Origin of the sequence: Mycobacterium sp. 23 (genome assembly GCF_048287075.1) — a bacterium.
Classification (GTDB): Bacteria; Actinomycetota; Actinomycetes; order Mycobacteriales; family Mycobacteriaceae; genus Mycobacterium; species Mycobacterium gordonae_B.
Genome location: NZ_JBLVUX010000005.1, coordinates 188,371 through 209,634 on the forward strand (window position 1 = coordinate 188,371; position 21,264 = coordinate 209,634).

The window sequence follows — 21,264 nt, forward strand, 5'->3', positions numbered from 1 at the left end:
GGCCAGCAGGACCGCCCGGTCAGCCGTGTGGGGCCTCGGAGATCTTGCTGTCCGGCTTGCCCAGCGTCTGGCAGTACGTCTGCGCCGAGAGGCGGGTTGCGTTGATCTCCAGCGAGCTGGGCTCAGCGCCGTTCTTGTCCTTCAGCATCTTGCTGACTTCCTCGCTCTGCTTCTTCTCGTCCTGCGTGGTGAAGTCTTTGCACTTGGTGTCGCCACCGGTATTGATGACCTTTGAAGCCGAACAGCCGCTGAACATCAACGCCGCGATGACAATTGCGGCAGGTGCGAGGGGTTTCATTAAACCAGCCCTTTCTGAGGTCGGAGACGTAGCTATCTGTACGACGTAGCTATCTATACACCGCAGCGCGCATTCCCAAACACGGGTCCAATTGCACACCGCGAAACCGGGCAAGCGAACCGGGCAGAGGCTTATTTTTCCAGGGTGAACTGATTGACGTCTATATACCCGGTGCGGAAATGATCGGCGCAGCCGGTCAGGTATTTCATATATCGGTCATAGACCTCTTGGGACTGAATTGCCACGGCTTCGTCGCGCCTTGCCCCGAGCGCTGCGGCCCACCGATCGAGGGTCATCGCGTAGTGCTGCTGCAACGACTGACGCCTGGTCAGCGTGAAACCGGCCGCTTCCGAGAACCCCGCCACCATATCCGTATCCGGCAACTGGCCGCCCGGGAAGATCTCCGTGAGAATGAATTTCACGAACCGGATGTGATTCATGGAGATGGGCAAACCAGTCTCGCTCAGTTGCTGGCGAGTCAATCCGGTGATGGTGTGCAGCAGCATCACACCGTCGGCCGGCAGCAGTTTGTAAGCCAGCGAAAAGAAATCCTGGTAGCGATCGCGGCCGAAGTGCTCGAACGCGCCGATCGACACAATGCGGTCCACCGGCTCGGTGAACTGTTCCCAACCTTGCAACAGCACGCGACGGCTTCGTGCCGTGTCCATTTCGTCGAACGTCTGCTGCACATGCGCGGCCTGGTTCTTGGACAGAGTCAGGCCGACGACGTTGACGTCGTATTTCTCGATGGCCCTGCGCATGGTCGCGCCCCAGCCGCAACCGACGTCCAGCAGCGTCATTCCGGGTTGCAGGCCCAGCTTGCCCAGCGACAGGTCGATCTTGGCGATCTGCGCCTGTTCCAGCGTCATGTCGTCGCGCTCGAAGTAGGCGCAGCTGTATGTCTGGGTCGGGTCCAGAAACAGCCGGAAGAAATCGTCGGACAGGTCGTAATGTGCCTGCACATCGTCAAAGTGCGGCTTGAGTTCCTGGGACAAGCGGGTGTTGCCTTTCGTGGCGCCTGAGCTCAGACGGGAGTCCGGCATGAGATACGCCGGCGGGTGACTAGTTCCCCGTCGGCGGCACGGGAAAACACTGCTCCCGTCACACCGGACTCCGGCGGTGAGTTTCGGGACCGCCGCGGGTCATACCCAGAGACCGGACACATCACAGGAGAAGGTGGACCCGATGCTTGAAGCAAAGCCGCCGATCGTCGATCAGCAGACCTGGCGCGCGGAGCTCGACGAGCTGCGCAAGCGCGAGAAGGCCGCGACCCGGGAATTGGATGCGATCGCCGCCCAGCGGCGCCGCCTGCCGATGGTGCGGTTGCCCGACTACACGCTGATCGGCGCCGACGGCCCGGTCCGCCTGGCCGAAATGTTCGGCAGCCGCTCTCAGCTCATCGTCTACCACCACATGTGGTCGCCCGGAGCTGAGTGGCAGTGCGCCGGCTGCACCGGGTTCACCTCGCAGTTCACCCGGCTCGAGTTTCTCGACAACTACGACGCCCGCTTCGTGATCGTCACCAACGGACCGATCGACGAGGCGCTCGCGTACCGGCGCAAGGTCGGCAACCAGATGCAGTGGTACTCGTCTTCGGACAGCTCGTTCGGGGCTGACATGGACGCTCCGCCGGGTGGCGGCTTCGCTGTCAACGTGTTCCTGCGCGATGGTGACAGCGTCTACCGCACCTGGCACACTAATGGCCGCGGAACCGAGCAGCTCAGCCACACTTTCGCGCTGATCGACATCCTGCCCTGGGGGAGGCAGGAGGAATGGCTCGATTCGCCGCCAGGGTGGCCGTCACGGCCCACCTACTCCGGGTGGTCCGGCTCGCCCGATATCGCGCGCGCCTACGGATCAGAGGACGACGATGAATAGCGAATGCTTCACGGTCAGCCGAACCATTGCGGCCCCGCCGACGACGATTTTCGCGATGTTGGCCGACCCGAGCCGTCATTGCGACACCGAGCCCACCGACTGGGTTCGCGACGCCGTCGACGCCCGACCGATCACCGGGACCGGCCAGATCTTCAGGATGAACATGCATCTCGAGGCCGCCGGCGGTGACTACGTCACCCACAACCTGGTTACCGAGTTCGAGAAGGACCACGCCATCGCCTGGATGCCGGGCCGGCTCGACGACGCAGGCAATCATGCTGCGGGCGGCTGGTTCTGGCGCTACGAACTGGCTCCGAACGGCGACCGCACTGACGTCACGCTCACCTATGACTGGGCAGCCACGTCACCGGAGTTCCGGGAACAGATCGGCGGTATGCCGCCTTTCCCCGAGGATTATCTGGGCGCCTCGCTGGTCAGTCTGGAGCGGTTGGTGACCGGTTGATGCCGATGCGTTGCGCGAGTTGGGCAAAGGCGTCCCGTACCGCGTCGGTTCGCTCTATCCACGGAAAGTGGCCCGCCTCGGGTATGACACTCCAGATCACGTTGTGAGTGTGAAAGCGGTCGGGCTGCCAGAGCGTCTGCGTGACGATCCTGTCTGCTGAGCCGCTCACGATCAAAGTCGGCAATGTGGTTGGCCACCAAGCCAATTCGTAGTCACGGTCGAAATGACGGTCCGACCACTGCGCGGCCCTCATGTTGTAGGGCATTCTGCCCAGTAATTCAGCACCCTTGGCGAGGCTACTGGCCGGAAAATTCCACGGCGCGGATTGCACGGCGAGTTCGCGCAGGTTCTCGTTGGTCGGATCCGCGTCGTAACGGGCGGTGGCCTCTGCGACGCCAGGCAACGGGTTGTTGATGGTCATCTCTTCGTAGGCCGGCATCCACGACGCGTCAGGAGCGGTGCTGATCAGGGCGATGCCTTCGAGCATCCCGTCCAGTGCGGCCGTCGCCAGCAGATATTCGCCGCCGGTCGAATGTCCGACATAGACCGGACGGTCGACAGCCTGAGCCGCTTCGAGCGACACCTCTGGCCACAGGCGGTAGGGATCAGCCGGCGCGCCAGGAGCGTTGGTGTTGGATCCGTCGCCGGGCAGGTCGACGAGCCAAGAGCATCCCGGCATGGCCACGGTGTCGACGAGTTCCCGCAGGGATTCCGAGCCGATGCCCGGGCCGCCCGGCAGGAAGAGCCAATTCACATCGCCGTCGTGACATCGGTGCAGACGCAACCGGACGCCCGACGGCGTCCAACGGACATGTTGGGTATCCATGGACCTCTGCGAAATCAAGCGGCCACCCGCATGTCGGCCGCGGGTCTCAAAAATACCTGCGATGCGTCGCATTCGATGCCGCAAAGTCTTGACTGACTCCAGATAAGTGCGCAGGATGGCTGTGTGTCCTCGGATCACGCCGAGCAGTTGCGAACGGCCGATTTGCGGGTAACGCGGCCACGGATCGCAGTGATGGAAGCGGTTCATGCGCATCCCCACGCCGATACGGACACAATCTTCTCCGCGGTGCGAGTCGGATTGCCCGATGTGTCCCGGCAAGCCGTGTACGACGTGCTCAATGCGCTGACCGCCGCCGGCCTGGTGCGGCGCATTCAGCCTTCCGGTCTGGTCGCCCGGTACGAATCGCGGGTCGGCGACAACCATCATCACGTCGTGTGCAGATCCTGCGGGATCATCGCAGACGTCGACTGTGCCGTCGGCGATACGCCGTGTCTGACGCCGTCGGACGACGACAACGTCTTGGATGGGTTCGTCCTCGATGAGGCCGAAGTCATCTATTGGGGCTTCTGCCCCGACTGCTCGAGAACTGATTCCTGATCACAACCGTGATCACAGCCCGTTTCAGATAACCCGGAAGGAATGCTGTGTCATCCGATACATCCGATAGCCGACCTCCTCACGCCAGCGACTCGGCGAGCAAGAGTGAGAGCGAGAACCCGGCCATCCCGTCGCCCACCCCGAAGTCAGACGCGCCGCGAACCAACCAGGACTGGTGGCCCAACCAGGTCGATGTGTCGAGGCTGCACCCGCACTCGCCGCAGGCCAACCCGCTGGGCGACGATTTCGACTACGCGGCCGAGTTCGCCAAGCTCGACGTCGACGCGCTCAAGGCCGACCTGGTCTCGGTGATGACGACGTCGCAGGACTGGTGGCCGGCAGACTACGGCCACTACGGGGGCTTCTTCATCCGCATGAGCTGGCACGCGGCCGGCACCTACCGCATCTTCGACGGCCGCGGCGGCGCCGGACAGGGCTTGCAGCGGTTCGCGCCGCTCAACAGCTGGCCGGACAACGCCAGCCTGGACAAGGCGCGCCGGTTGCTGTGGCCGGTCAAGAAGAAGCACGGGAACAAGATCTCCTGGGCCGACCTGATCGTCTTGGCCGGCAATGTCGCCCTGGAGGACATGGGGTTCCAGACGTTCGGCTTCGCCTTCGGCCGCGAGGACGTGTGGGAGCCGGAGGAAGTCCTCTTCGGCGAGGAAGACGAATGGCTGGGCACCAACAAGCGCTACTCGGGTGAGCGGGACCTCGCGCAGCCCTACGGCGCCACGACGATGGGGCTGATCTACGTCAATCCCGAAGGGCCGGAAGGTAAGCCGGACCCGATCGCCGCGGCGCGCGACATCCGGGAGACGTTCGGCCGGATGGCGATGAACGACGAGGAGACCGCCGCACTCATCGTGGGCGGCCACAGTTTCGGCAAGACCCACGGTGCCAGCGCCGACCCGGTGGGCCCCGAGCCGGAGGGAGCCCCGATCGAGCAGCAGGGTTTGGGCTGGAAGAGCACATTCGGCACCGGCAGCGGCAAGGACGCCATTACCAGTGGCCTGGAAGTGGTGTGGACGCCGACTCCGACGAAGTGGGACAACACCTTCCTGGAGACCCTGTACGGCTACGAGTGGGAGCTGACCAAGAGCCCGGGCGGCGCGTGGCAGTTCACCGCGAAGGACGGGGCCGGCGCGGGCACGATTCCCGACCCGTTCGGTGGGCCGGGCCGCAACCCGACGATGCTGGTCACCGACGTGTCGCTGCGCGAGGACCCGATCTATCGGCAGATCACGCAGCGCTGGCTGGAGCACCCCGAGGAATTGTCCGAGGCGTTCGCCAAGGCCTGGTACAAGTTGCTGCACCGCGACATGGGACCGATCAGCCGCTACCGCGGCCCGTGGATTCCCGAGCCGCAACTGTGGCAGGACCCGGTTCCGGCCGTCGACCACGAATTGGTCGACGAGAGTGACATCGCGTCCCTGAAGGCCAAGGTGCTCGGATCGGGGTTGTCGGTTCAACAGCTGGTAAAGACGGCATGGTCATCAGCGGCGAGCTACCGCAACACCGACAAGCGTGGCGGCGCCAACGGGGCCCGGCTGCGGCTGGAACCGCAGAAGAACTGGGAGGTCAACGAGCCGTCCGAACTGGACAAGGTGCTACCGGTTCTCACCCAGATCCAGCAGGACTTCAACGCGTCCGCTTCCGGCGGCAAGAAGGTCTCGCTGGCCGACCTGATCGTGCTGGCCGGCTCCGCGGCCGTGGAGAAGGCGGCCAAGGACGCCGGGTATGAGATCTCGGTGCACTTCGCACCGGGCCGCACCGACGCCACTCAGGAGCACACCGACGTGGAGTCGTTCGCGGTACTCGAGCCTCGGGCAGACGGTTTCCGCAACTACTTCCGTCCCGGCGAGAAGGCTCCGCTCGAGCAGTTGCTGCTCGACCGGGCCTACATGCTGGGCGTGTCCGGGCCCGAGTTGACGGTGCTCATCGGCGGTCTGCGCGCCATCGGCGCCAATCACGGCGGCAGTAAGCATGGTGTCTTCACGGACAAGACCGGTGTGTTGACGAACGACTTCTTCGTCAACCTGCTCGACATGGGCACCGAGTGGAAGCCGTCGAAGAACTCCGAGAACGTCTACGAGGGCCACGACCGGGCAACCGGTGCGCTCAAGTGGACCGCGACCGCGAATGACCTTGTGTTCGGCTCGAATTCGGTGCTGCGCGCGCTCGCCGAGGTGTACGCCCAAGATGACAACCACGGCAAGTTCGTCGAGGACTTCGTGGCGGCCTGGGTCAAGGTGATGAACAACGACCGGTTCGACTTGAAGTAGTCCGCTTCGGTCTGACGACACCCCGCGAGCCAGGCGCTCGCGGGGTGTTCGTCGCTTAGGTGGCCTTGAAGCGGCCTTGAAGCGGCCTTCAAGCAGCCACAGTCACGACGATCGAGTCTCCCCCGGTCTGCCACGCTGTCGTGAAGGTCGTGATCGAGACCCGTTCGTCCGCATGGTCGGCCCCGGGGTCATTGAGGTGAACGAGTTCGGCGTTGGTGTCGATACCGGTGACCACGAGGAAGTGATCGGCGGCGGTGCGCTGGTCGCTGGTGTTCCGGATGACGGCGGAATTCACCCACGCAATGATTTTGCGGTTTTCGGTGAGGTACCGCTCCAGCGCGGGCAGCCCGGTCTGATCGGGATGCGTTGTGGCGTCGGTCATCACCGACTTGACGCCGTAGTGCTCGAGCAGCACCACTTCGTCCGCCATCTCGGTGCCACCCGTCCCGTTCGCGTGGCTCGGGTCGTTCACCGGCGCGTAGATGGGACCGGGGTTGGTCCCGGACGGGGTGTTCACCGCCAGGGCGATCACCTGCTGTTCGGTCGGCGCGTGCCCGGTGATCTCTCCCACCACGTCGGCCACCGAAACCAGCCCGCAATTGTCTTCCAGAGACTGCTGTTGCCAGTATTTGGCGGCCGCCGCCGGATCGCCGTAAACGCCCGCCCGGCCGACCGTCGTCGGTGTGGTGTTCGACTGCGCCGCCGGGGTGGTGCTGGATGCGGAGCTGGTACTCCCCTGCGCCTGGGGCGACGCCTTGGTCGACGGAGTCGCCGGCCCGCAGGCCGACAGCGCGACGACGTCGACCGAGCCGATCAGTGCGGCTAGCGGGCGAGATCCCATTGCCCGTAATCGGCTGCGAGGACATCATCGATGTCAATCTGCACACCCGCGAGCAGCGGACCGTTGACCACGCCCTGGTACAGCACCGCTGCCGGTTCGCGGTCCCCGTTGGACCAGGACCTGGTCTGCCAGGCCCACCGGTGACCGGGCGTGGTCGACTGCCCGATCACGTTGTCGCTGACCGCCCAGGAACATGCGCGGGAATGCCCGTAAATCCCCGTGCGGCCCACGCCGAGCACCGAGTTGATTCCCCGAAACCACGGCAGCGCAAGGCTGTTCCAGGTGCCCTGGTCGATGTTGTCGTCCACGCTGAAGAAGATCGGGGCCGAGGCGCTTCCACCGGCCGCGTTGTGTAGCGACAGCGCTGTTTGCGCATCGGCCACCCCGCCGTCGTAGCCGCGGGTGAAATCCGAGGGCGCGGATCCGCCCGGCTTACCGTACTGAAAGTTGCTGACGATATGCAGACCCGCAGCGCGCAGCGCGTCAGCGTACTGACGGGTGATCGGCTTCGCTTCGAAGTTCATGCCCGGCCGTGACTCGGACACGTAGTTCACCACGCCGTCGTAGCCGGCCGCCTTGATCTCTTCCGGCGGGATTCGCTGCAGTGCGAAGTCGATCAGTTGACCACCGGCGGCTGACGCTCGTGGCGCCTCGGCAGTGGCCGCGAGCGCTCCGAGCAACACCGGCGCGAGGGCGTAGCCGAACGCTGCGCGCCGTGACAGGTGACGAGGTCCGCGGGGTGTAACAGATTCGGGCACGGCGCGATGGTAGCAACCACGCGTTTGCGATCGCCGAGGATTGAACTTGACCGGGTACAGAATGCCGGGCCACGGGCACAGCCTTGGGACCGAGGAACAGTTCGCCAATCGGTGCAGCAGCGTAGAAACTTGGGGTATTACGTTGTCCTGAAACAGTTTCCAAACCGATCGCACCGGCCTTTGCTCAACTGGATCACACCTGCCCGGGTCGCCACTGACCTCGAGCCATCAGGACGTCGCGCAGCAGGTCGGCGCGATCGGTGATGATGCCATCCACCCCGATATCGAAGAGTGCGGCCATCTCCGTGGGGTCGTCGACTGTCCAGGCATGCACCTGCCGGCCCATCTCGTGTGCCGTGCGTATCAGGGCCGGGGTGATCACGGGCACCACTCCGAGTCGTGACGGTAGCTGCAGGCAGTCGCTGTCCCGTAGGCGCCGCCAGGCGTATCCCTGATCGCGCGGTGTCCGCGCCGCCAGCACCGCCAGAAATGCGCCGGTTCCGGCGGCGCTGGCCACCCGCCTCGACAGTAATCGCAAAGCCCGCCGTCGGCGGCGCTCAGAGAACGATGTCACCAGAACTCTGTCGTGAGCGTTGGTGCGCTCGATGACATCGACGGTGGGCTCGACAGCCGACCCGACCTTGATATCGATGTTGACCCGAATGGTGGGGTGAGCGGTCAGCAGATCTTCCAGAGTGGGTATCGGCTCCCCCGAGCCCAGATCCGCCGTACGCACCTCGCGCCAGTCCAACTCGTCGACCGCACCCCGCACGCCCCAGGCGTCGCTCAGTCGCCGGTCATGCAAGACCACCGCAACGCCGTCGCGGGTCGCGCGTACATCCGTCTCGATATAGCGATAACCGAGTCGCACCGCCTCCCGGAACGCCGCCATGCTGTTCATGGGAAACTTGAACGAGGTAAAACCTCGGTGCGCCATCGCAATTGGGCCGCTCTCGCGAAGAAACCCCACGACCGGGGTCCCGTCATCGTTCACCAGGTAAGTATCGCCGCCGACCGGCGAAAAACCAGCTGCCATCGAGCCGGACCGAACATACTTGTACGCGGTACGCGGCTGCGGATCACTCGCTACCATGATGTGCTGTGCGCCAACTAATTACCCGGAAGTCGGTGGGACGCGGCCTGGCGGCGATCGCGACCGGTGCCGTGCTGCTCGTCGCCGGTGTGGTGTTGCCGCCAGGTACTCCCGGAGCGGTCGGATCGGCGGGTGCGGCCAACTGCCCGCAAGTGGAGGTCGTTTTTGCGCGCGGCCGCTTCGAATCGGCAGGCCCCGGCGCGCTCGGTAATGCGTTCATCAACTCGCTCAGCTCGAAGATGGGCGGTCGGAGCATGGGCACCTACGCCGTCAAATACCCGGCCGACACCGAGGTCGACATCGGCGCCAACGACATGAGCCGGCACATCCAATACATGGTGAACAACTGCCCTAACACCCGCCTGGTGCTGGGCGGCTATTCGCTCGGCGCGGCGGTCACCGATGTCGTACTGGCGGTGCCGCTGTCCGCGTTCGGATTCGACAGCCCGCTTCCCGACGGCACCGATCAGCACATTGCCGCGGTCGCCCTGTTCGGTAACGGAAGCCAGTGGGTCGGGCCCATCACCAACTTCAGCCCGCTGTACAACGACCGGACCATCGAGCTGTGTCATGGGGCCGACCCGATTTGCAACCCGGCCGATCCCAACACCTGGAAAGACAACTGGCCGCAGCACCTGGCCAGCGCCTACATTCAGGCCGGAATGGCGAACCAGGCCGCGGACTTCGTCGCGGGCAGACTGTAAAAACAGCGCTACCTGCGCCGCAGCGGCCGCCGTGCGGGACGACCGCGAACAGCTGCGAATGCGGGCAGCGCGCGTTGCACAGTCAGCATCCGCTGCATCCGGCGGGCTACCACCAGCACGACCAGGCTGGCGGTGAGCCTGCCGAGGGCGACTCGCGAAGTCCGCTTCCGCCACGACGGCTGCCGGGAGCCGCTGCGCCGCCCCAGCTGGAACCCGGTGCACAGGGCCACTATCAGAGCGAGCCCAATCAGCACCGTCATAAGAGAAGAGCCTGCTTCGCCGCCGTCGCGGTTCGGTCACGCGAGAGCTACGCCTCGGCCACCAAATCCGAACGTGCCGGCAGCTGCCTGGGGCTGCGGCGACGCCGGGATCCGAATAAAAATCATGCTGAGCATTAGGGTGGAACCAAGACCTTGGGGTTCCGTTATTCCACATCGCAGAGATATGTTCACCGTGAATTTAATCGCCGGGTGGCGACATTCATATGATTAGCCAGCGCAATAGTATTTAGTGGGACTTGATAGTTGTGATAGCCGGACCCGTCCAGCGGTCGTTGGCGGCGGGTCGTGCGCGTGGCCGGAAATTTTCAGTGCTCCGTTTTTGGCTGTCGGGAGACGTTCAGGCGGGTGGGTGCCGCGAACGAGTCGGTTGGCCAGCGCTGGCGTCGATATACGAAAAGCCCTGTCAATCAGATCTTTTGGCGCCGACTACAGCATTTGGGTGAGCGCCCCGGCAGGGCCTGCCCACCGCCTGCGCGGAGCCGTCCGGTCGGCGCGGCGATTACGCGACCCCTTACTGCAAGCATGCTGCGCAGATTCTATGAAGATCGTGTGACTAAAAATCAAGATGAATGTTGGCTAAACATCAAGATCAGCGCCCATTCAGTGTTGTTAGCCGCATTGAACGAACGGTGGGACGGTCAATACCGTACCGAGATAACGGCAACACATTGACGTGTGAGAACCCGGCCCCACAGCTTGTTCGGAGGAACCTATGTCTTTCGTACGCACCTATCCAGAGCACCTGGCAGCCGCCGCCAGCAATCTGCAGTCGCTCGGTGCTGCCCTGAACGTGGGCAACGCGGCTGCCGCCGTTCCCACGACCGGCGTCGTCCCCGCGGCAGCGGACGAGGTTTCCATCCTGACAGCAGCGCAGTTCGCCACCCACGCAGCACGGTTCCAGGAGTTGCAGGCGCGGGCCGCCCAGATCCAGGCGGCGCTGGCGGCGACCCTCGGCACGAGCGCGGGCTCGTACGCGGCAACCGAAGCAGCCAACGCGGCTTCCGTCTGAGCTTGCACTAGAGACTTAGGGGAACAAACCAATGGTTGACTACGGCCTGTTGCCGCCTGAGATCAATTCCGGGCTGATCTACGCCGGCCCGGGTGCGGGCTCGTTGCTTGCCGCCGCCTCGGCATGGAGTGGACTGGCCGCCGACCTGCAGGAGGCCGCGTCGGGTCACCGATCGGTGATCACCGCGCTGACCAGCGGTCCGTGGCTGGGGCCGGCCGCGGCGTCGTTGACTGCCAGCGTCAGCCCGTTCCTCGCGTGGCTGGACAACAGTGCCGAGCAGGCCGCGCAAGCGGCAAGCCAGGCGACCGCCGCGGTGAACGCCTATGAAACCGCGTTCGCGGCCAGCGTTCCTCCGCCGTTGATCGCGGCCAACCGTGCCCTGTTGCAGGAATTGATCGCATCCAACCTGCTCGGTCAGAACAGTTCGGCGATCTCCACCCTCGAGGCGCAGTACGGGGAGTTCTGGGCTCAGGATTCCGGGGCTATGTACTCCTACGCGGGCAGTGCAGCCGCGGCCACCAAGCTGGCCGACCTGCCAGCGCCGGCTGAGGTAGTCGACCCCTACGGACTGGCCGACCAGGCCATCGCGGTCTTCAAGGCGCAGTACAACACGGGCTACACCAACGTGACGAATGTGGCGTCGCAGGTCAACTCGAGGGTCTCCGATGTGCTGAAGACGCTGTCTTCGCCGATCAACGGCACGGCGATCGACCAGTTCCTGGTGGCGAACACGCCCCTGGACGACGTGGTGGCGCTCTACAGCAAGTACCTCTCCCCCTACGTCAACTCCCTGGCGGCGATGATCCAGTCGACGCAGTCCTTCGGCCAGGTCAGCAACGGTTTGACCGCCATGGCCAACTTCGCCAAGCCCGCGGCTTCGGCGGCAAAGGCAGCCGAGGGCGCCGCATCGGCCGCCGGTGCTGCCGCGGCGAGCGCCGGCCAGTCCGCCGCGGGAGCCGTCGGCAACGGACTCGGCGGCGTGGCCGCGGGCCTGGGCAAGGCGATCCCGATCGGCGGCCTGTCCGCGCCGGCGAACTGGGTGCCGTGGCACGCCACCACCAATCCGGGCATTGCCACCGCGATTCCGGCCGCCGCCGAGGGCAACAGCTTCCCGATGGCCCCGCCGTTCGGGCAGTTCGTCAACGGAGGCTATGGCCGCAATCAGCCGACGTACGGGTTCAAGCCCTCTGTCATGGCCAAGCCCCCAGCCGCCGGTTGACGGCCGCGGCAAAGATGGTCGACTACGGCGTTTTGCCGCCCGAAGTCAATTCGGGCCGCATATATACCGGTCCGGGGGCGGGCCCGATGCTGGCCGCTGCCGCGGCGTGGAGTGGACTGGCCGCCGACCTGCAAGCCGCAGCGTCGGGCCATCGGTTGGTGATTTCGGAGCTGACCAGCGGTCCCTGGCTGGGTCCGGCTTCGGCGGCGATGCTCACGGCCGCTACGCCCTTCGTCAGCTTCCTGGAGGGCAGTGCCGCGGAAGCCGAGGAGGCGGCAAGCCAGGCCTTCGCGGCCGCTGCCGCCTACGAGGCCGCGTTCGCGGCATCCATCCCGCCCCCCGTGATCGCGGCCAACCGTGCCCTGCTGACGGTGCTGGTCGCCACCAATTTTCTCGGGCAGAACACCGCGGCGATTGCTGCGACCGAGGCGTTGTACGCGGAGTTCTGGGCTCAGGATGCCGCGGCGATGTACAACTACGCGGGCAGTGCGGCGGCGGCGACCCAGTTCGGGGAGTTGCCCGAGCCGGCCGACGTGGCGGATCCCTACCAGCTCGCCGACCAGGCCGTCGCAGCGTTCAAGGGTCAGTACAACAACGTGTTCAGCAACGTGATGAACATGGCCGGGCAGGTCAACCCCAGGGTCGCCGACGTGCTCAAGACACTGTCGACGCCGATCAACAGCACCGCCATCGACCAGTGGCTGATCGCCAACACGCCGCTCGACGACATCGTTCCGCTGTACAGCAAGTACCTGTCGCCCTACGTTTCGGCCATCACAGCGGTATTCCAGTCCGGGCAGGCCTTCGGCCAGGCCAGTAGCGGTTCGATTGCCATCACCAACTTCATGAACAACCTGGCACCTGCGGCCAAGGCGGCCGCAGGTGCGGCCCAGGCCGCGGGCGCGGCCGGTGCCAACCTCGGGACGAAGGTGGGCAGCGTGACCGCAGGTTTGGGCAGGGCCGTCCCGCTCAGCGGATTGTCGGTGCCGGCGAGTTGGACCTCCGCGGTCGGCACCGCGACGGGTCAGGGAGCGACGGCGATCAGCAACGCCACCGCGATCCCGGCCGCGGCCGAAGGCGCTGTCGCCGGAAACACCCCGGTGGCTCCGCCGTTCGGGCAGTTCTTCAACGCCGGCAACGGCCGCAAAACGCCCGCATACGGGCATCGGCTGACGTTCATGACCAGGCCGCCCGCAGCCGGATAGCCGGTCGTGAATTTCCGCGCGCCTCGTCGTGGCTGCTAGGGTCCCTTGCTAATGCTCGAGATTGATCGTCGCCGCATGCTCTTGATGACGGGCCTGATGACCGGTGCGGCCGCACTCGGGGCGGCCCCCGCTCCGAAGGCCCAAGCAGCCCCCAGCGGTGCAACAGGCCCGTACATATTCCACGACGAATTCGACGGACCCGCGGGCTCCGCGCCTGATCCGGCGAAATGGACGGTGTCCAAGGCTCGCGAGACGATCAAGGACCCGACCTACTGGGAACTGCCCGAACACGTCGGCCAATACCGTGACGACCGGCAGAACGTGTTCATCGACGGAAACTCGAACCTTGTCATCCGCGCCGCCAAGGACGGCCCCACCTACTACGGCGGCAAGGTCTTCAGCCCGTGGCAGGGCGGTATCGGACACACCTGGGAAGCCCGCATCAAGTTCGACTGTCTGACCCCCGGCGCCTGGCCCGCGTTCTGGCTGTCCAGCGACGCCCAGGGCGAAATCGACATCGTCGAGTGGTACGGCAACGGCAGTTGGCCGTCGGCAACAACCGTCCACGCGAAAGCCAACGGCTCGGAGTGGAAGACCCACAACCTCGCCCTGGACAGCGCTTGGCACACCTGGCGGGTTCAGTGGGACGAGGCCGGAATGCGCTTCTGGCAGGACTACACCGACGGCGCGCAACCGTATTTCACCGTGGCGGCCAACTCGCTGCCGGACTGGCCGTTCAACAGCCCCGGTTACCAGGTCTTCCCGATTCTGAACCTGGCGGTCGCCGGTTCCGGTGGCGGTGACCCCGGGCCGGGGCATTATCCCGCGCAGATGCTCGTCGACTACGTGCGGGTCTGGTAGCTACTACAGTTCGGGCATGAATGCCGCCCCAGGGCCGCTGATCACGCGTTACGCCCAGCGTTTCTGCCGGTTGCATGCCGGTCGGCACTCGGTGTCCTCGCCGCTGGGCGCCTGGCTGTTACTCGCTCTGGCCGCACCGCTGGCCAGCGGATCGGTCCGCCACGACCTCGAGAACGTGCTGGGCATCGATGTCAAGCGTGCACGACGGGCACTGGATGAGTTGCTCAGCGACCCACCGGAAGTCATTCGCAGCGCATTGGCCGTGTGGGGCGTGCCCGCCTGGCCGGGCGAACTGCCCGCCGCGGTGGAAACTGGTCCGGTTCCGACCCAGGCGCAAGCCGACGCGTGGGCGGCCCACCACACCGACGGCATGATCGACCGCTTTCCGGTGGATGTTTCGGAGATGACGGCTGTGCTGGCCAGCGCGCTGGCCACCCGCATCGCCTGGCTGCGGCCCTACGACGTCACCGGAGCCGCCGAGTTGCGGTCCCCCTGGAGCACCCAGGTCGCCGAGGCGCTCAGCGGTGCCGACGGGTACTTCACCGACGTCGCAGGGCTGGGCACGGTTGCGGTGCACACCGCCGTCGGCGGTGACTGCCTGCAGGTGACGTCGGTGATCGCGCGCGAAAGCGCCCCCGCCGATTCGGTTCTTGCGGCCGCACACGATATTTCGCAAGCCACCGGGTCGTCGCCGCGGCGGCGGAAACTGTCCGACCTTCCGCTGGGCGACGGTCCGTTCTGGACGATCACCGAGGACCGGCGAGCGGGTGGGGATCAGGTCCGGGTGGTGCTGCCGGCCTGGAAGGCGTCCTCCGATCACGACCTCACGGCCGATCCGGAACTTGGCTTCGGCGCGTTGGGCCGGGCGCTGTCCGAAGCGCTGCCGGCGGCACCGGACATGCAGGCCCGCCAGTCGGCGGTCGCGCGCTACAACCGGTGGGGTTTCGAGGCGGCCGCGGTCACCGCGGTCGCGCTACGCAGCGCGATGATGCCGACGGGTCTCTCGCGCACCGCGGTGCTGCGCTTCGGGCATCCGTACGCGGTGGTCGCCAGCGTCGGCAAGCGGCCCGGTCGGAGCCGGCGCGATCCGTGGGCGGGCGTTCCCGTCTTCGCGGCCTGGGTCGCTGACCCGGCGGACGTCGACACCAGCCCGCCGACCTAGCCGGAAGCTATTCGGGTCTCTGCCGCCACTCGCTGATCTTGCGTCCCAGGGAATCGGCCGCGCTCGTCGCCGCGCGGCCCACCCCGTCGACGATCCCGCCGAGCCCGTCGCGCATGCCCTTGATCAGCGGGTCGTCGGACTGATCGAAACCGTCCTTGTAGTGGCGCGCGGCTTCGCTGAGGTCGTCCACGAAGGATGCGCCATCGTCGTCGGCTCGTCGCGGGTAGTCCCCCGACATCACCCTGGCGTAGCCGCCGGTATCCACCCACTGCGTCAGCGCCGCAGCCCGCAGCACTGAGAACGGATGCGTCTGGAGCTCCAGATTGAGCAGCTTGAGCACCCCGTCGCGCATGTCCCCGGACCGTTCGTACTCACGAGCCTGAGCGAGAAAAGCCTGCGAGTCCAGCTTGTCCAATCGGCTTCCGCCCGCGAGCTTCATCTCCACCCGTATCGCAGTGTCCAGATCCTGACAGCACAACAGCCCGGCGCGGTCACCTGACAACTCTGACTTGCGCTGCCATTCCAGCAGCGCCGCCACGATTGCACGCAAAGCCCAACCACCGATCGGCATGAATCCGAAGGAGTCCGCCAACCGCATGAGGTGCATCATCATCGTGCGGTATACGGCGTGGCCGGACAGCGCGTGGCCGAGTTCGTGCCCTACCACAAAGCGCATCTCGTCATGGGTCATCAGGTCATACAGACCGGAGGTGATGACGATGAACGGCTGGTCCATGCCGATCGTGTAGGCATTGGCAATCGGTGACTGCGTCACGAAGAGTTCCGGCTTTTCCGGTGCATCGAGTACGTCGACGCACTCCTCGAGCAGCGCATCGAGGTCGGCGAACTGGCGCGGGCCCACCCGCGCACCGCTGGCCAGGTACAACAAGCGGTGTTGGCGCTCGCGCAGCATGCCGGACAAGAGCTTCAGAATCTGGTCGAAACCCTTGAGTCGGCGTAGCGCAGACAGGGCGGTCCGGTCGGCCGGATGCTCCCACGCCCGTGAACTGATCTCCGGGAAGACGGCCCGCGTGGTGGCAGGTGTTTGAGACATGTCGGTCCCCTCATTGTCCGTTTCAGGATAAGGGGACTGCGCTCAGAAAATAGGGCAGCAAAACAACCGCACGCCGTGACGGTGCGTGCGGGTGATTCGTGATCGGGTCAGGAGCTGTATTAACCGTTTGTCGTGCGAAAACGTCAAGCGGGTGCGTCGGCGGTGGAGTACCGGCCGAAGCCCCGGTGGTCGGTAGAGACTGAACCACCCATGGCCGCGGCACGCTGCCTGGCGATATAGGCGGGGTGCCGGCGCATCGCCTCTTGGAGCTGACGTTCTCGCCGGTGTGCTGCCGTCCACTTCGGGTGGGATTGGAGATAAATTACGTTCGCCTCTGATTCATTCGCCACGATTGTCAACTCCTCTCCGATTACTGCGCAAAAGCTACAACCATGTGGTTTGACGCTCTGTTCCTGAGGATGCCCAGCAAAACTGTGACCTAACCGTGTCCCAAGATGAGAATTTGCCGTGAATTCGCAACCGGGCCATGACCTGCGTCACATATGGCCGACACAGGCTCACCGAGCCAGCAGCGCGACCGCGCTCCACGGTTTGTGGCCGGGCCGCCGCGGATCGGGCTGAGGTAGCCAGGCAGCGGCGCGCATCAGCATCGGCAAGCGATGGAAACGGCGGGCGGCGGCGAAGAGCGACTCAGCCTCGACGACCGGCCAGCCGAGGTTTTCGAAATACGCGAGCCCGTTCTCCGGCGCGAATTTGAACGGCGCATTCTGCAGCAGTCCGTCCACCTTGCGGTTCATCATCTGCTTGAGGCCGGGTCCCGCGAAATCCAGCATCCACCAGGCCACCTCGGGTCGGTTGAGTGCGCCCGAAAGTGCGGCGACGTCACCCTCTTCGAGATACATCAGCAGTCCTTCGGTGAGCACCAGCGCCTTGGTGGCTCCGTCCAGCGCCTCGTTGAAGAAGGTGTCGCGAGCACTCGGGTCGGCGAGGTCGACAGCGGTCCGGGTCAACCGGCATCGCGGTTCCTGGTCGGCGAGCAGACGCGTCTTCTCCTCCAATAGCTGTGGCAGGTCCGCCTCCACCCAGGTGAGATCAGCCGGCAGCGGCAATCGGTAAGGGCGGGTGTCCAGGCCGGCGGCCAGGTTCAGCACCCGGTCACAACCGTCGCCGATCGCCTGCATAATCGCGTCGTCGATGATTTTCGTGCGCGCGACCAGCCACCAGCCGTTGCGCGTCGACCGTGGCACCCGGGCGACGATCGCGTGACCCTGCTCGCCTGCGAGCCGCTTGGCGAGCGGGTCCCTGAAGAGCGCGTCCGGGCGTGCTGACTCGGTCGCCCGGTGCAACGCCGTCCAGCGCGCGGTGTCAGAAACATGAGTGATGACGTGGTTGGTACCGGCCATACCTGCGTTATAGCACCGGCCACCGACAGGGGTACGGTTCGCTCATGGCTGACCGAAACCGCCGCTTTCTCCTGCACGAACGTCCGACCGGACGCATCGGGCCCAGCACATTCGAACTCAGCGAGGAACCGATCCCCGAGATCGCCGACGGTGAGGCGCTGGTCCGCGTCGACTGGATCTCACTGGACCCGACCAACCGCATGTGGATCACCGAGGCGCCGACTTACCTCCCCCCGGTCGGGATCGGCGAGGTCATGCGCGCGGGCGGTATCGGTGAAGTGATCGCGTCGAACAATCCCAATTACCCGGTCGGCCAGATCGTGCAGGGCCTGCTCGGCTGGCAGGAATACGTGGTGGCATCCGACCAGAACCCGTTGATGCCGGTCCAGGTCGCCGAGGGCGTCTCGCCCAGCGCCTACATGGGTGCGCTGGGTATGACGGGGCTGACCGCATGGATCGGCATCCGTGACATCGGTAAGCCGAAGCCGGGCGAGACGGTTGTGGTTTCGGCCGCGGCCGGAGCGGTCGGTTCGGTGGCCGGCCAGCTGGCCAAGGCGGACGGCGCCCGCGTTGTCGGGATCGCCGGCGGCCCCGAGAAGTGTGCGCTGCTGACCGAGCAACTCGGCTTCGACGCGGCCGTCGACCACAAGGCGCAGGACTGGCACGCCCAGTTGGTCGCGGCCACTCCCAACGGCATCGACGTCGACTTCGAGAACGTCGGTGGCGACATCATGGACGCGATCTTCGCCCGCCTGAACATCAATGCGCGCGTTGCGCTCTGCGGTCTGATCTCCGGTTACAACGAGGCCGACCCGCCGCCGGGGCCACGCGCGTTCGGCAACCTGCTGATTCAGCGCGCCACGGTGCGGGGCTTCATCGTGCTCGACCACTTCGGCCGCGCACCGGAGGCGATCGGCGAGATCGCCGGCCTGATCGGCGAGGGCAAGCTCAAGCCGCTCGAGACCGTGGTCGAGGGCTTCGAACAGCTGCCGACGGCCATCAACATGCTGTTCGACGGTAAGAACGTCGGCAAGTTGATGGTGAAGGTCACCTAGGAGCGGTCACCGGCGGGGTGGCTCAGGTAACCCGCGATGAATTCGTGCAGCGCCGGCGCCAGGTCGGCAATGGTCGAGCCGTGCAGTTTCGCGAGCAGGATCAACCCCTGGTAGTGCGCGAACAGGGCATGGGCCAGTCGGTTCGGGTCGACGTCGGCGCGCAGCGTGCCATCGGCGGCGGCGTCTCGGCAGATGCTGGCGAGCTGCTCCTCGAGCGCGACCAGTCGGGCGGCCAGGTGGCTGCGCACCGCCTCGTCGGTGGTTGACAGTTCCGCGGCCAGGTTGCCGAAGGGACATCCCACGAACCGGCCGAACTGACTGTGCAGTCCCGACTGGATACCGGCGATCGCCTCCGGGATCGCCGAGAGCCGCTCGGCCGCCGTCGTCCCCGACCCGCTCGTCAACCGAGCCTCGAACACCGCCAGGTGCAGGTCGACGACCGCTTTCGCCAGATCCGCTTTGGATGAGAAGTAGTGATAGAAGCTGCCTTTGCGGACGTCGGCCACAGCGCACAATTCCTCGACCCCGACGTCGTGGTAACTGCGCTCCAGGAACAGGCGGGCCGCCGTCGACACAATCCGGTCGCGGGCGTTCGAGGTACGCGGCATGGTTCGATCGTAAGTGATAGTTGACTGGTCGGTCAAAAATACTTACGTTGAAGGTCGACCCGCAGAATGAACGGAGATCCCGGCAAATGAGCCCGAGCACCCCAGAAGTTTTCCGTACTCCCGACTCTCGTTTCACGGACTTGCCGGGGTACGGCTTTGCGCCGAACTACCAGGAGGTCGACGGGTTGCGGATGCACTATCTGGACGAAGGTCCTCGCGAGGGCACGCCGGTGGTGTGTTTCCACGGCGAACCCAGTTGGGCCTACCTCTACCGCAAGATGCTGCCGCCACTGGTCGCGGCCGGGCATCGGGTGATAGTGCCCGACCTGGTCGGCTTCGGCCGCTCCGACAAGCCGACCGACCGCCGGTGGTACACCTTCGACCGGCACAGCGAATCGATCGCCCGGCTCCTGGGCGCCCTTGACCTGCACGGCGCGACGGCCGTAGTTCAGGACTGGGGCGGCCCGATCGGTCTGCGATGGGCAACCGAGAACGCCGACCGGGTGGGCGCCCTGATGATCATGAATACCGGACTGTTCACCGGCCATGTGTCCAAGGGCTTCATGGCGTGGCGCAACTTCGCCGAGAAGAACCCGGATCTGCCGGTCGGGTTCGTGATACAGGGCGCAACCACGACGCAACTCTCCGACGATGTCGTCGCGGCTTATGACGCGCCCTTCCCGACCGCCGAGTCCAAAGCCGGCGCGGCGCAGTTCCCCTTGCTCGTTCCGATCACCGAGGACGCGCCGGGCGCGGACCGGATGCAGGCGGTCAGCGACGAGCTGTCGCGTTGGAATAAGCCTGCGGTAGTTGCCTTTTCGGATTCCGACCCGGTCTTCCCGTATCCCAGGGCGGGCCAGTTGTTCTGCGACCTGATCCCCACCGCGGGTGAGCAGGTGCGCATCGAGGGCGCGGCGCACTTCCTGCAGGAGGACCGCGGTGAGCAACTCGCGGAGGTACTGCTCTCCCGGCTCGCCGTGAACAGCGCGTAAGGGCTAGAGCGGCGCGACGACGAGAACCTTGGAATAGTCCCGGGGATCGACGCGTATCGGCACTTGCGCGTTGATCGCGATGTGCGGAGCAGACGAAAGTTCGAGGGCGACGCGACGGGTGGCACGGTATGGGTCCTGGCCGGACAGTTGGACGTCAAGTTCCAGTTCGTGCCAACGGCCCAACGAGGTGGTCGCGACGTTCTCGCGGATGCCCACGATGGTGGCGACGCCCGCTAACCCGTCGCGCAGCAGCCGCTCCCGCTCGGCGTTGAGCGCGGTGAGCTCGGCCAGCGTATCGGCCGCCTGTTGCCTGTCGGCGTGCGTGACCCGCTGGCCCGCGCCGGCTCTCCTGACTCGCTCGAACCAACTCACGCGCTCAGCGTACGCGACCGTGAATTCAGTTGTTGCCAAGGTGAGTTGGATAATCCGCCGGGCAACTGGTGGGAAATCGCGCACCGATGGACTACGGTGCCCTCATGTTTCGCATGACCGTTCAGGATGTGTTCTCGATCAAGGGACGTGGGACCGTGGCGACCGGCCGGGTCGAATACGGGCAACTGAGTGTCGGTGATGAGGTCCGGATCAACGACGGGCCGTCAGTGCGGGTCGATGCGATCGAGGCGTTCCGCAAGAAGCTCGATACGGCTGCGACCGGCGATAACATCGGGATCCTGTTCCGCAAGCTCGCGAAGACCGATCTGGCCGCGGGTGACGTGCTCACGTCCGGCGGTGTGTATCTCGCCTAGCATGAAT

At 65.4% G+C, this 21,264-nt stretch carries 24 protein-coding genes; 13 read left to right on the top strand and 11 right to left on the bottom strand.

Going from position 1 to position 21,264, the window contains the following annotated elements:
* Nucleotides 1–19: 19 nt before the first annotated feature.
* Together ACNQS7_RS02265 and ACNQS7_RS02270 are read right to left on the bottom strand one after the other, a co-directional pair.
* Nucleotides 20–298: a hypothetical protein gene (locus ACNQS7_RS02265; RefSeq protein ID WP_055576655.1), complete on the bottom strand. Its 279-nt coding sequence runs from the start codon at nt 296–298 to the stop codon at nt 20–22.
* 131 nt (nt 299–429) lie between these two features.
* Nucleotides 430–1,293: a cyclopropane mycolic acid synthase family methyltransferase gene (locus ACNQS7_RS02270; protein ID WP_055576719.1), complete on the bottom strand. Its 864-nt coding sequence runs from the start codon at nt 1,291–1,293 to the stop codon at nt 430–432.
* Between the two features lie 190 nt (nt 1,294–1,483).
* On the opposite strand from ACNQS7_RS02270, the gene ACNQS7_RS02275 reads away from it, so the two are divergent.
* Nucleotides 1,484–2,176 carry a DUF899 domain-containing protein gene (locus ACNQS7_RS02275; protein WP_310767000.1) on the top strand — a complete coding sequence of 231 codons (693 nt, stop codon included), beginning with the start codon at nt 1,484–1,486 and terminating at the stop codon, nt 2,174–2,176.
* Nucleotides 2,169–2,639 (top strand): SRPBCC family protein, encoded by a 471-nt coding sequence (locus tag ACNQS7_RS02280; protein WP_418011247.1) that lies wholly within the window; start codon nt 2,169–2,171, stop codon nt 2,637–2,639. Before ACNQS7_RS02275 ends, ACNQS7_RS02280 begins: the two co-directional genes overlap by 8 nt.
* Here ACNQS7_RS02280 and ACNQS7_RS02285 read toward each other — a convergent pair.
* Nucleotides 2,611–3,678, bottom strand: coding sequence for an alpha/beta fold hydrolase (locus ACNQS7_RS02285; RefSeq protein ID WP_418011248.1), 1,068 nt, complete (start codon nt 3,676–3,678; stop codon nt 2,611–2,613). The two genes, ACNQS7_RS02280 and ACNQS7_RS02285, sit on opposite strands and share 29 nt — an antisense overlap.
* On the opposite strand from ACNQS7_RS02285, the gene ACNQS7_RS02290 reads away from it, so the two are divergent.
* Nucleotides 3,589–4,023 carry a Fur family transcriptional regulator gene (locus ACNQS7_RS02290; RefSeq protein WP_418011249.1) on the top strand — a complete coding sequence of 145 codons (435 nt, stop codon included), beginning with the start codon at nt 3,589–3,591 and terminating at the stop codon, nt 4,021–4,023. The two genes, ACNQS7_RS02285 and ACNQS7_RS02290, sit on opposite strands and share 90 nt — an antisense overlap.
* 47 nt (nt 4,024–4,070) lie before the next feature.
* On the top strand, nt 4,071–6,305 hold the full coding sequence (gene katG, locus ACNQS7_RS02295) for a catalase/peroxidase HPI (RefSeq protein WP_418011250.1): 2,235 nt from the start codon (nt 4,071–4,073) through the stop codon (nt 6,303–6,305).
* Nucleotides 6,306–6,393: 88 nt separating this feature from the next.
* Here the strand turns inward: katG and ACNQS7_RS02300 are convergent, their stop codons facing one another.
* From ACNQS7_RS02300 to ACNQS7_RS02310, 3 genes are all read right to left on the bottom strand, one after another.
* Nucleotides 6,394–7,146: a C39 family peptidase gene (locus tag ACNQS7_RS02300; protein ID WP_418011251.1), complete on the bottom strand. Its 753-nt coding sequence runs from the start codon at nt 7,144–7,146 to the stop codon at nt 6,394–6,396.
* Nucleotides 7,128–7,904, bottom strand: coding sequence for a DUF1906 domain-containing protein (locus ACNQS7_RS02305; protein ID WP_418011252.1), 777 nt, complete (start codon nt 7,902–7,904; stop codon nt 7,128–7,130). The genes ACNQS7_RS02300 and ACNQS7_RS02305 overlap by 19 nt, the downstream gene beginning before the upstream one ends.
* A 193-nt stretch (nt 7,905–8,097) precedes the next feature.
* Nucleotides 8,098–8,841 carry a glycerophosphodiester phosphodiesterase family protein gene (locus tag ACNQS7_RS02310; protein WP_418015854.1) on the bottom strand — a complete coding sequence of 248 codons (744 nt, stop codon included), beginning with the start codon at nt 8,839–8,841 and terminating at the stop codon, nt 8,098–8,100.
* A gap of 164 nt (nt 8,842–9,005) precedes the next feature.
* Here ACNQS7_RS02310 and ACNQS7_RS02315 point away from each other — a divergent pair, with 164 nt between their 5' ends.
* A complete protein-coding gene (locus ACNQS7_RS02315) occupies nt 9,006–9,701 on the top strand; it encodes a cutinase family protein (protein ID WP_418011253.1) in 696 nt (231 codons plus the stop codon).
* An 8-nt stretch (nt 9,702–9,709) separates the two neighbouring features.
* On the opposite strand, the gene ACNQS7_RS02320 is transcribed toward ACNQS7_RS02315, so the two are convergent.
* Nucleotides 9,710–9,961: a hypothetical protein gene (locus ACNQS7_RS02320; protein ID WP_418011254.1), complete on the bottom strand. Its 252-nt coding sequence runs from the start codon at nt 9,959–9,961 to the stop codon at nt 9,710–9,712.
* Between the two features lie 733 nt (nt 9,962–10,694).
* Here ACNQS7_RS02320 and ACNQS7_RS02325 point away from each other — a divergent pair.
* The 5 genes from ACNQS7_RS02325 to ACNQS7_RS02345 all read left to right on the top strand — a co-directional run bounded on the left by ACNQS7_RS02325 (nt 10,695) and on the right by ACNQS7_RS02345 (nt 15,438).
* On the top strand, nt 10,695–10,991 hold the full coding sequence (locus ACNQS7_RS02325; protein WP_055576646.1) for a PE family protein: 297 nt from the start codon (nt 10,695–10,697) through the stop codon (nt 10,989–10,991).
* Nucleotides 10,992–11,022: 31 nt separating this feature from the next.
* Nucleotides 11,023–12,210, top strand: coding sequence for a PPE family protein (locus ACNQS7_RS02330; RefSeq protein WP_418011255.1), 1,188 nt, complete (start codon nt 11,023–11,025; stop codon nt 12,208–12,210).
* A gap of 86 nt (nt 12,211–12,296) precedes the next feature.
* A complete protein-coding gene (locus ACNQS7_RS02335; protein WP_418011256.1) occupies nt 12,297–13,415 on the top strand; it encodes a PPE family protein in 1,119 nt (372 codons plus the stop codon).
* 51 nt (nt 13,416–13,466) lie between these two features.
* Nucleotides 13,467–14,276, top strand: a complete 810-nt coding sequence (locus ACNQS7_RS02340) for a family 16 glycosylhydrolase (protein ID WP_418011257.1) — start codon at nt 13,467–13,469, stop codon at nt 14,274–14,276.
* 16 nt (nt 14,277–14,292) lie between these two features.
* The gene (locus ACNQS7_RS02345) at nt 14,293–15,438 is read left to right on the top strand and encodes a hypothetical protein (protein WP_418011258.1); all 1,146 of its coding nucleotides are present in this window, start codon (nt 14,293–14,295) and stop codon (nt 15,436–15,438) included.
* Between the two features lie 7 nt (nt 15,439–15,445).
* Here ACNQS7_RS02345 and ACNQS7_RS02350 read toward each other — a convergent pair whose 3' ends face one another.
* Together ACNQS7_RS02350 and ACNQS7_RS02355 are read right to left on the bottom strand one after the other, a co-directional pair.
* Nucleotides 15,446–16,492 (bottom strand): M48 family metallopeptidase, encoded by a 1,047-nt coding sequence (locus ACNQS7_RS02350; protein ID WP_418011259.1) that lies wholly within the window; start codon nt 16,490–16,492, stop codon nt 15,446–15,448.
* A gap of 518 nt (nt 16,493–17,010) precedes the next feature.
* Entirely contained in the window at nt 17,011–17,856 is an 846-nt protein-coding gene (locus tag ACNQS7_RS02355; RefSeq protein ID WP_418011260.1) for a class I SAM-dependent methyltransferase, read from the bottom strand.
* Nucleotides 17,857–17,900: 44 nt separating this feature from the next.
* Between ACNQS7_RS02355 and ACNQS7_RS02360 the strand changes: the two genes are divergently transcribed.
* Entirely contained in the window at nt 17,901–18,911 is a 1,011-nt protein-coding gene (locus ACNQS7_RS02360; protein ID WP_418011261.1) for an NADP-dependent oxidoreductase, read from the top strand.
* Here the strand turns inward: ACNQS7_RS02360 and ACNQS7_RS02365 are convergent.
* Entirely contained in the window at nt 18,908–19,519 is a 612-nt protein-coding gene (locus ACNQS7_RS02365) for a TetR/AcrR family transcriptional regulator (protein ID WP_418011262.1), read from the bottom strand. The genes ACNQS7_RS02360 and ACNQS7_RS02365 overlap by 4 nt on opposite strands.
* Before the next feature lie 86 nt (nt 19,520–19,605).
* Here ACNQS7_RS02365 and ACNQS7_RS02370 point away from each other — a divergent pair, with 86 nt between their 5' ends.
* A complete protein-coding gene (locus ACNQS7_RS02370) occupies nt 19,606–20,511 on the top strand; it encodes a haloalkane dehalogenase (protein WP_418011263.1) in 906 nt (301 codons plus the stop codon).
* 3 nt (nt 20,512–20,514) lie between these two features.
* Here the strand turns inward: ACNQS7_RS02370 and ACNQS7_RS02375 are convergent, their stop codons facing one another.
* Nucleotides 20,515–20,883 carry a hypothetical protein gene (locus ACNQS7_RS02375; protein WP_418011264.1) on the bottom strand — a complete coding sequence of 123 codons (369 nt, stop codon included), beginning with the start codon at nt 20,881–20,883 and terminating at the stop codon, nt 20,515–20,517.
* Nucleotides 20,884–20,987: 104 nt separating this feature from the next.
* Here ACNQS7_RS02375 and ACNQS7_RS02380 point away from each other — a divergent pair, with 104 nt between their 5' ends.
* Nucleotides 20,988–21,257 (top strand): EF-Tu/IF-2/RF-3 family GTPase, encoded by a 270-nt coding sequence (locus ACNQS7_RS02380; protein ID WP_055576717.1) that lies wholly within the window; start codon nt 20,988–20,990, stop codon nt 21,255–21,257.
* Nucleotides 21,258–21,264: the final 7 nt, after the last annotated feature.

Excerpts from the sequence above, each read along its gene's own strand:
- ACNQS7_RS02265 (WP_055576655.1), bottom strand. The coding sequence starts at position 298 with ATGAAACCCCTCGCACCTGCCGCAATTGTCATCGCGGCGTTGATGTTC.
- ACNQS7_RS02275 (WP_310767000.1), top strand. The coding sequence starts at position 1,484 with ATGCTTGAAGCAAAGCCGCCGATCGTCGATCAGCAGACCTGGCGCGCG.
- ACNQS7_RS02280 (WP_418011247.1), top strand. The coding sequence starts at position 2,169 with ATGAATAGCGAATGCTTCACGGTCAGCCGAACCATTGCGGCCCCGCCG.
- ACNQS7_RS02285 (WP_418011248.1), bottom strand. The coding sequence starts at position 3,678 with ATGCGCATGAACCGCTTCCATCACTGCGATCCGTGGCCGCGTTACCCG.
- ACNQS7_RS02300 (WP_418011251.1), bottom strand. The coding sequence starts at position 7,146 with ATGGGATCTCGCCCGCTAGCCGCACTGATCGGCTCGGTCGACGTCGTC.
- ACNQS7_RS02310 (WP_418015854.1), bottom strand. The coding sequence starts at position 8,841 with ATGGCGCACCGAGGTTTTACCTCGTTCAAGTTTCCCATGAACAGCATG.
- ACNQS7_RS02320 (WP_418011254.1), bottom strand. The coding sequence starts at position 9,961 with ATGACGGTGCTGATTGGGCTCGCTCTGATAGTGGCCCTGTGCACCGGG.
- ACNQS7_RS02325 (WP_055576646.1), top strand. The coding sequence starts at position 10,695 with ATGTCTTTCGTACGCACCTATCCAGAGCACCTGGCAGCCGCCGCCAGC.
- ACNQS7_RS02330 (WP_418011255.1), top strand. The coding sequence starts at position 11,023 with ATGGTTGACTACGGCCTGTTGCCGCCTGAGATCAATTCCGGGCTGATC.
- ACNQS7_RS02335 (WP_418011256.1), top strand. The coding sequence starts at position 12,297 with ATGCTGGCCGCTGCCGCGGCGTGGAGTGGACTGGCCGCCGACCTGCAA.
- ACNQS7_RS02340 (WP_418011257.1), top strand. The coding sequence starts at position 13,467 with ATGCTCGAGATTGATCGTCGCCGCATGCTCTTGATGACGGGCCTGATG.
- ACNQS7_RS02345 (WP_418011258.1), top strand. The coding sequence starts at position 14,293 with ATGAATGCCGCCCCAGGGCCGCTGATCACGCGTTACGCCCAGCGTTTC.
- ACNQS7_RS02350 (WP_418011259.1), bottom strand. The coding sequence starts at position 16,492 with ATGTCTCAAACACCTGCCACCACGCGGGCCGTCTTCCCGGAGATCAGT.
- ACNQS7_RS02355 (WP_418011260.1), bottom strand. The coding sequence starts at position 17,856 with ATGGCCGGTACCAACCACGTCATCACTCATGTTTCTGACACCGCGCGC.
- ACNQS7_RS02360 (WP_418011261.1), top strand. The coding sequence starts at position 17,901 with ATGGCTGACCGAAACCGCCGCTTTCTCCTGCACGAACGTCCGACCGGA.
- ACNQS7_RS02365 (WP_418011262.1), bottom strand. The coding sequence starts at position 19,519 with ATGCCGCGTACCTCGAACGCCCGCGACCGGATTGTGTCGACGGCGGCC.
- ACNQS7_RS02370 (WP_418011263.1), top strand. The coding sequence starts at position 19,606 with ATGAGCCCGAGCACCCCAGAAGTTTTCCGTACTCCCGACTCTCGTTTC.
- ACNQS7_RS02380 (WP_055576717.1), top strand. The coding sequence starts at position 20,988 with ATGTTTCGCATGACCGTTCAGGATGTGTTCTCGATCAAGGGACGTGGG.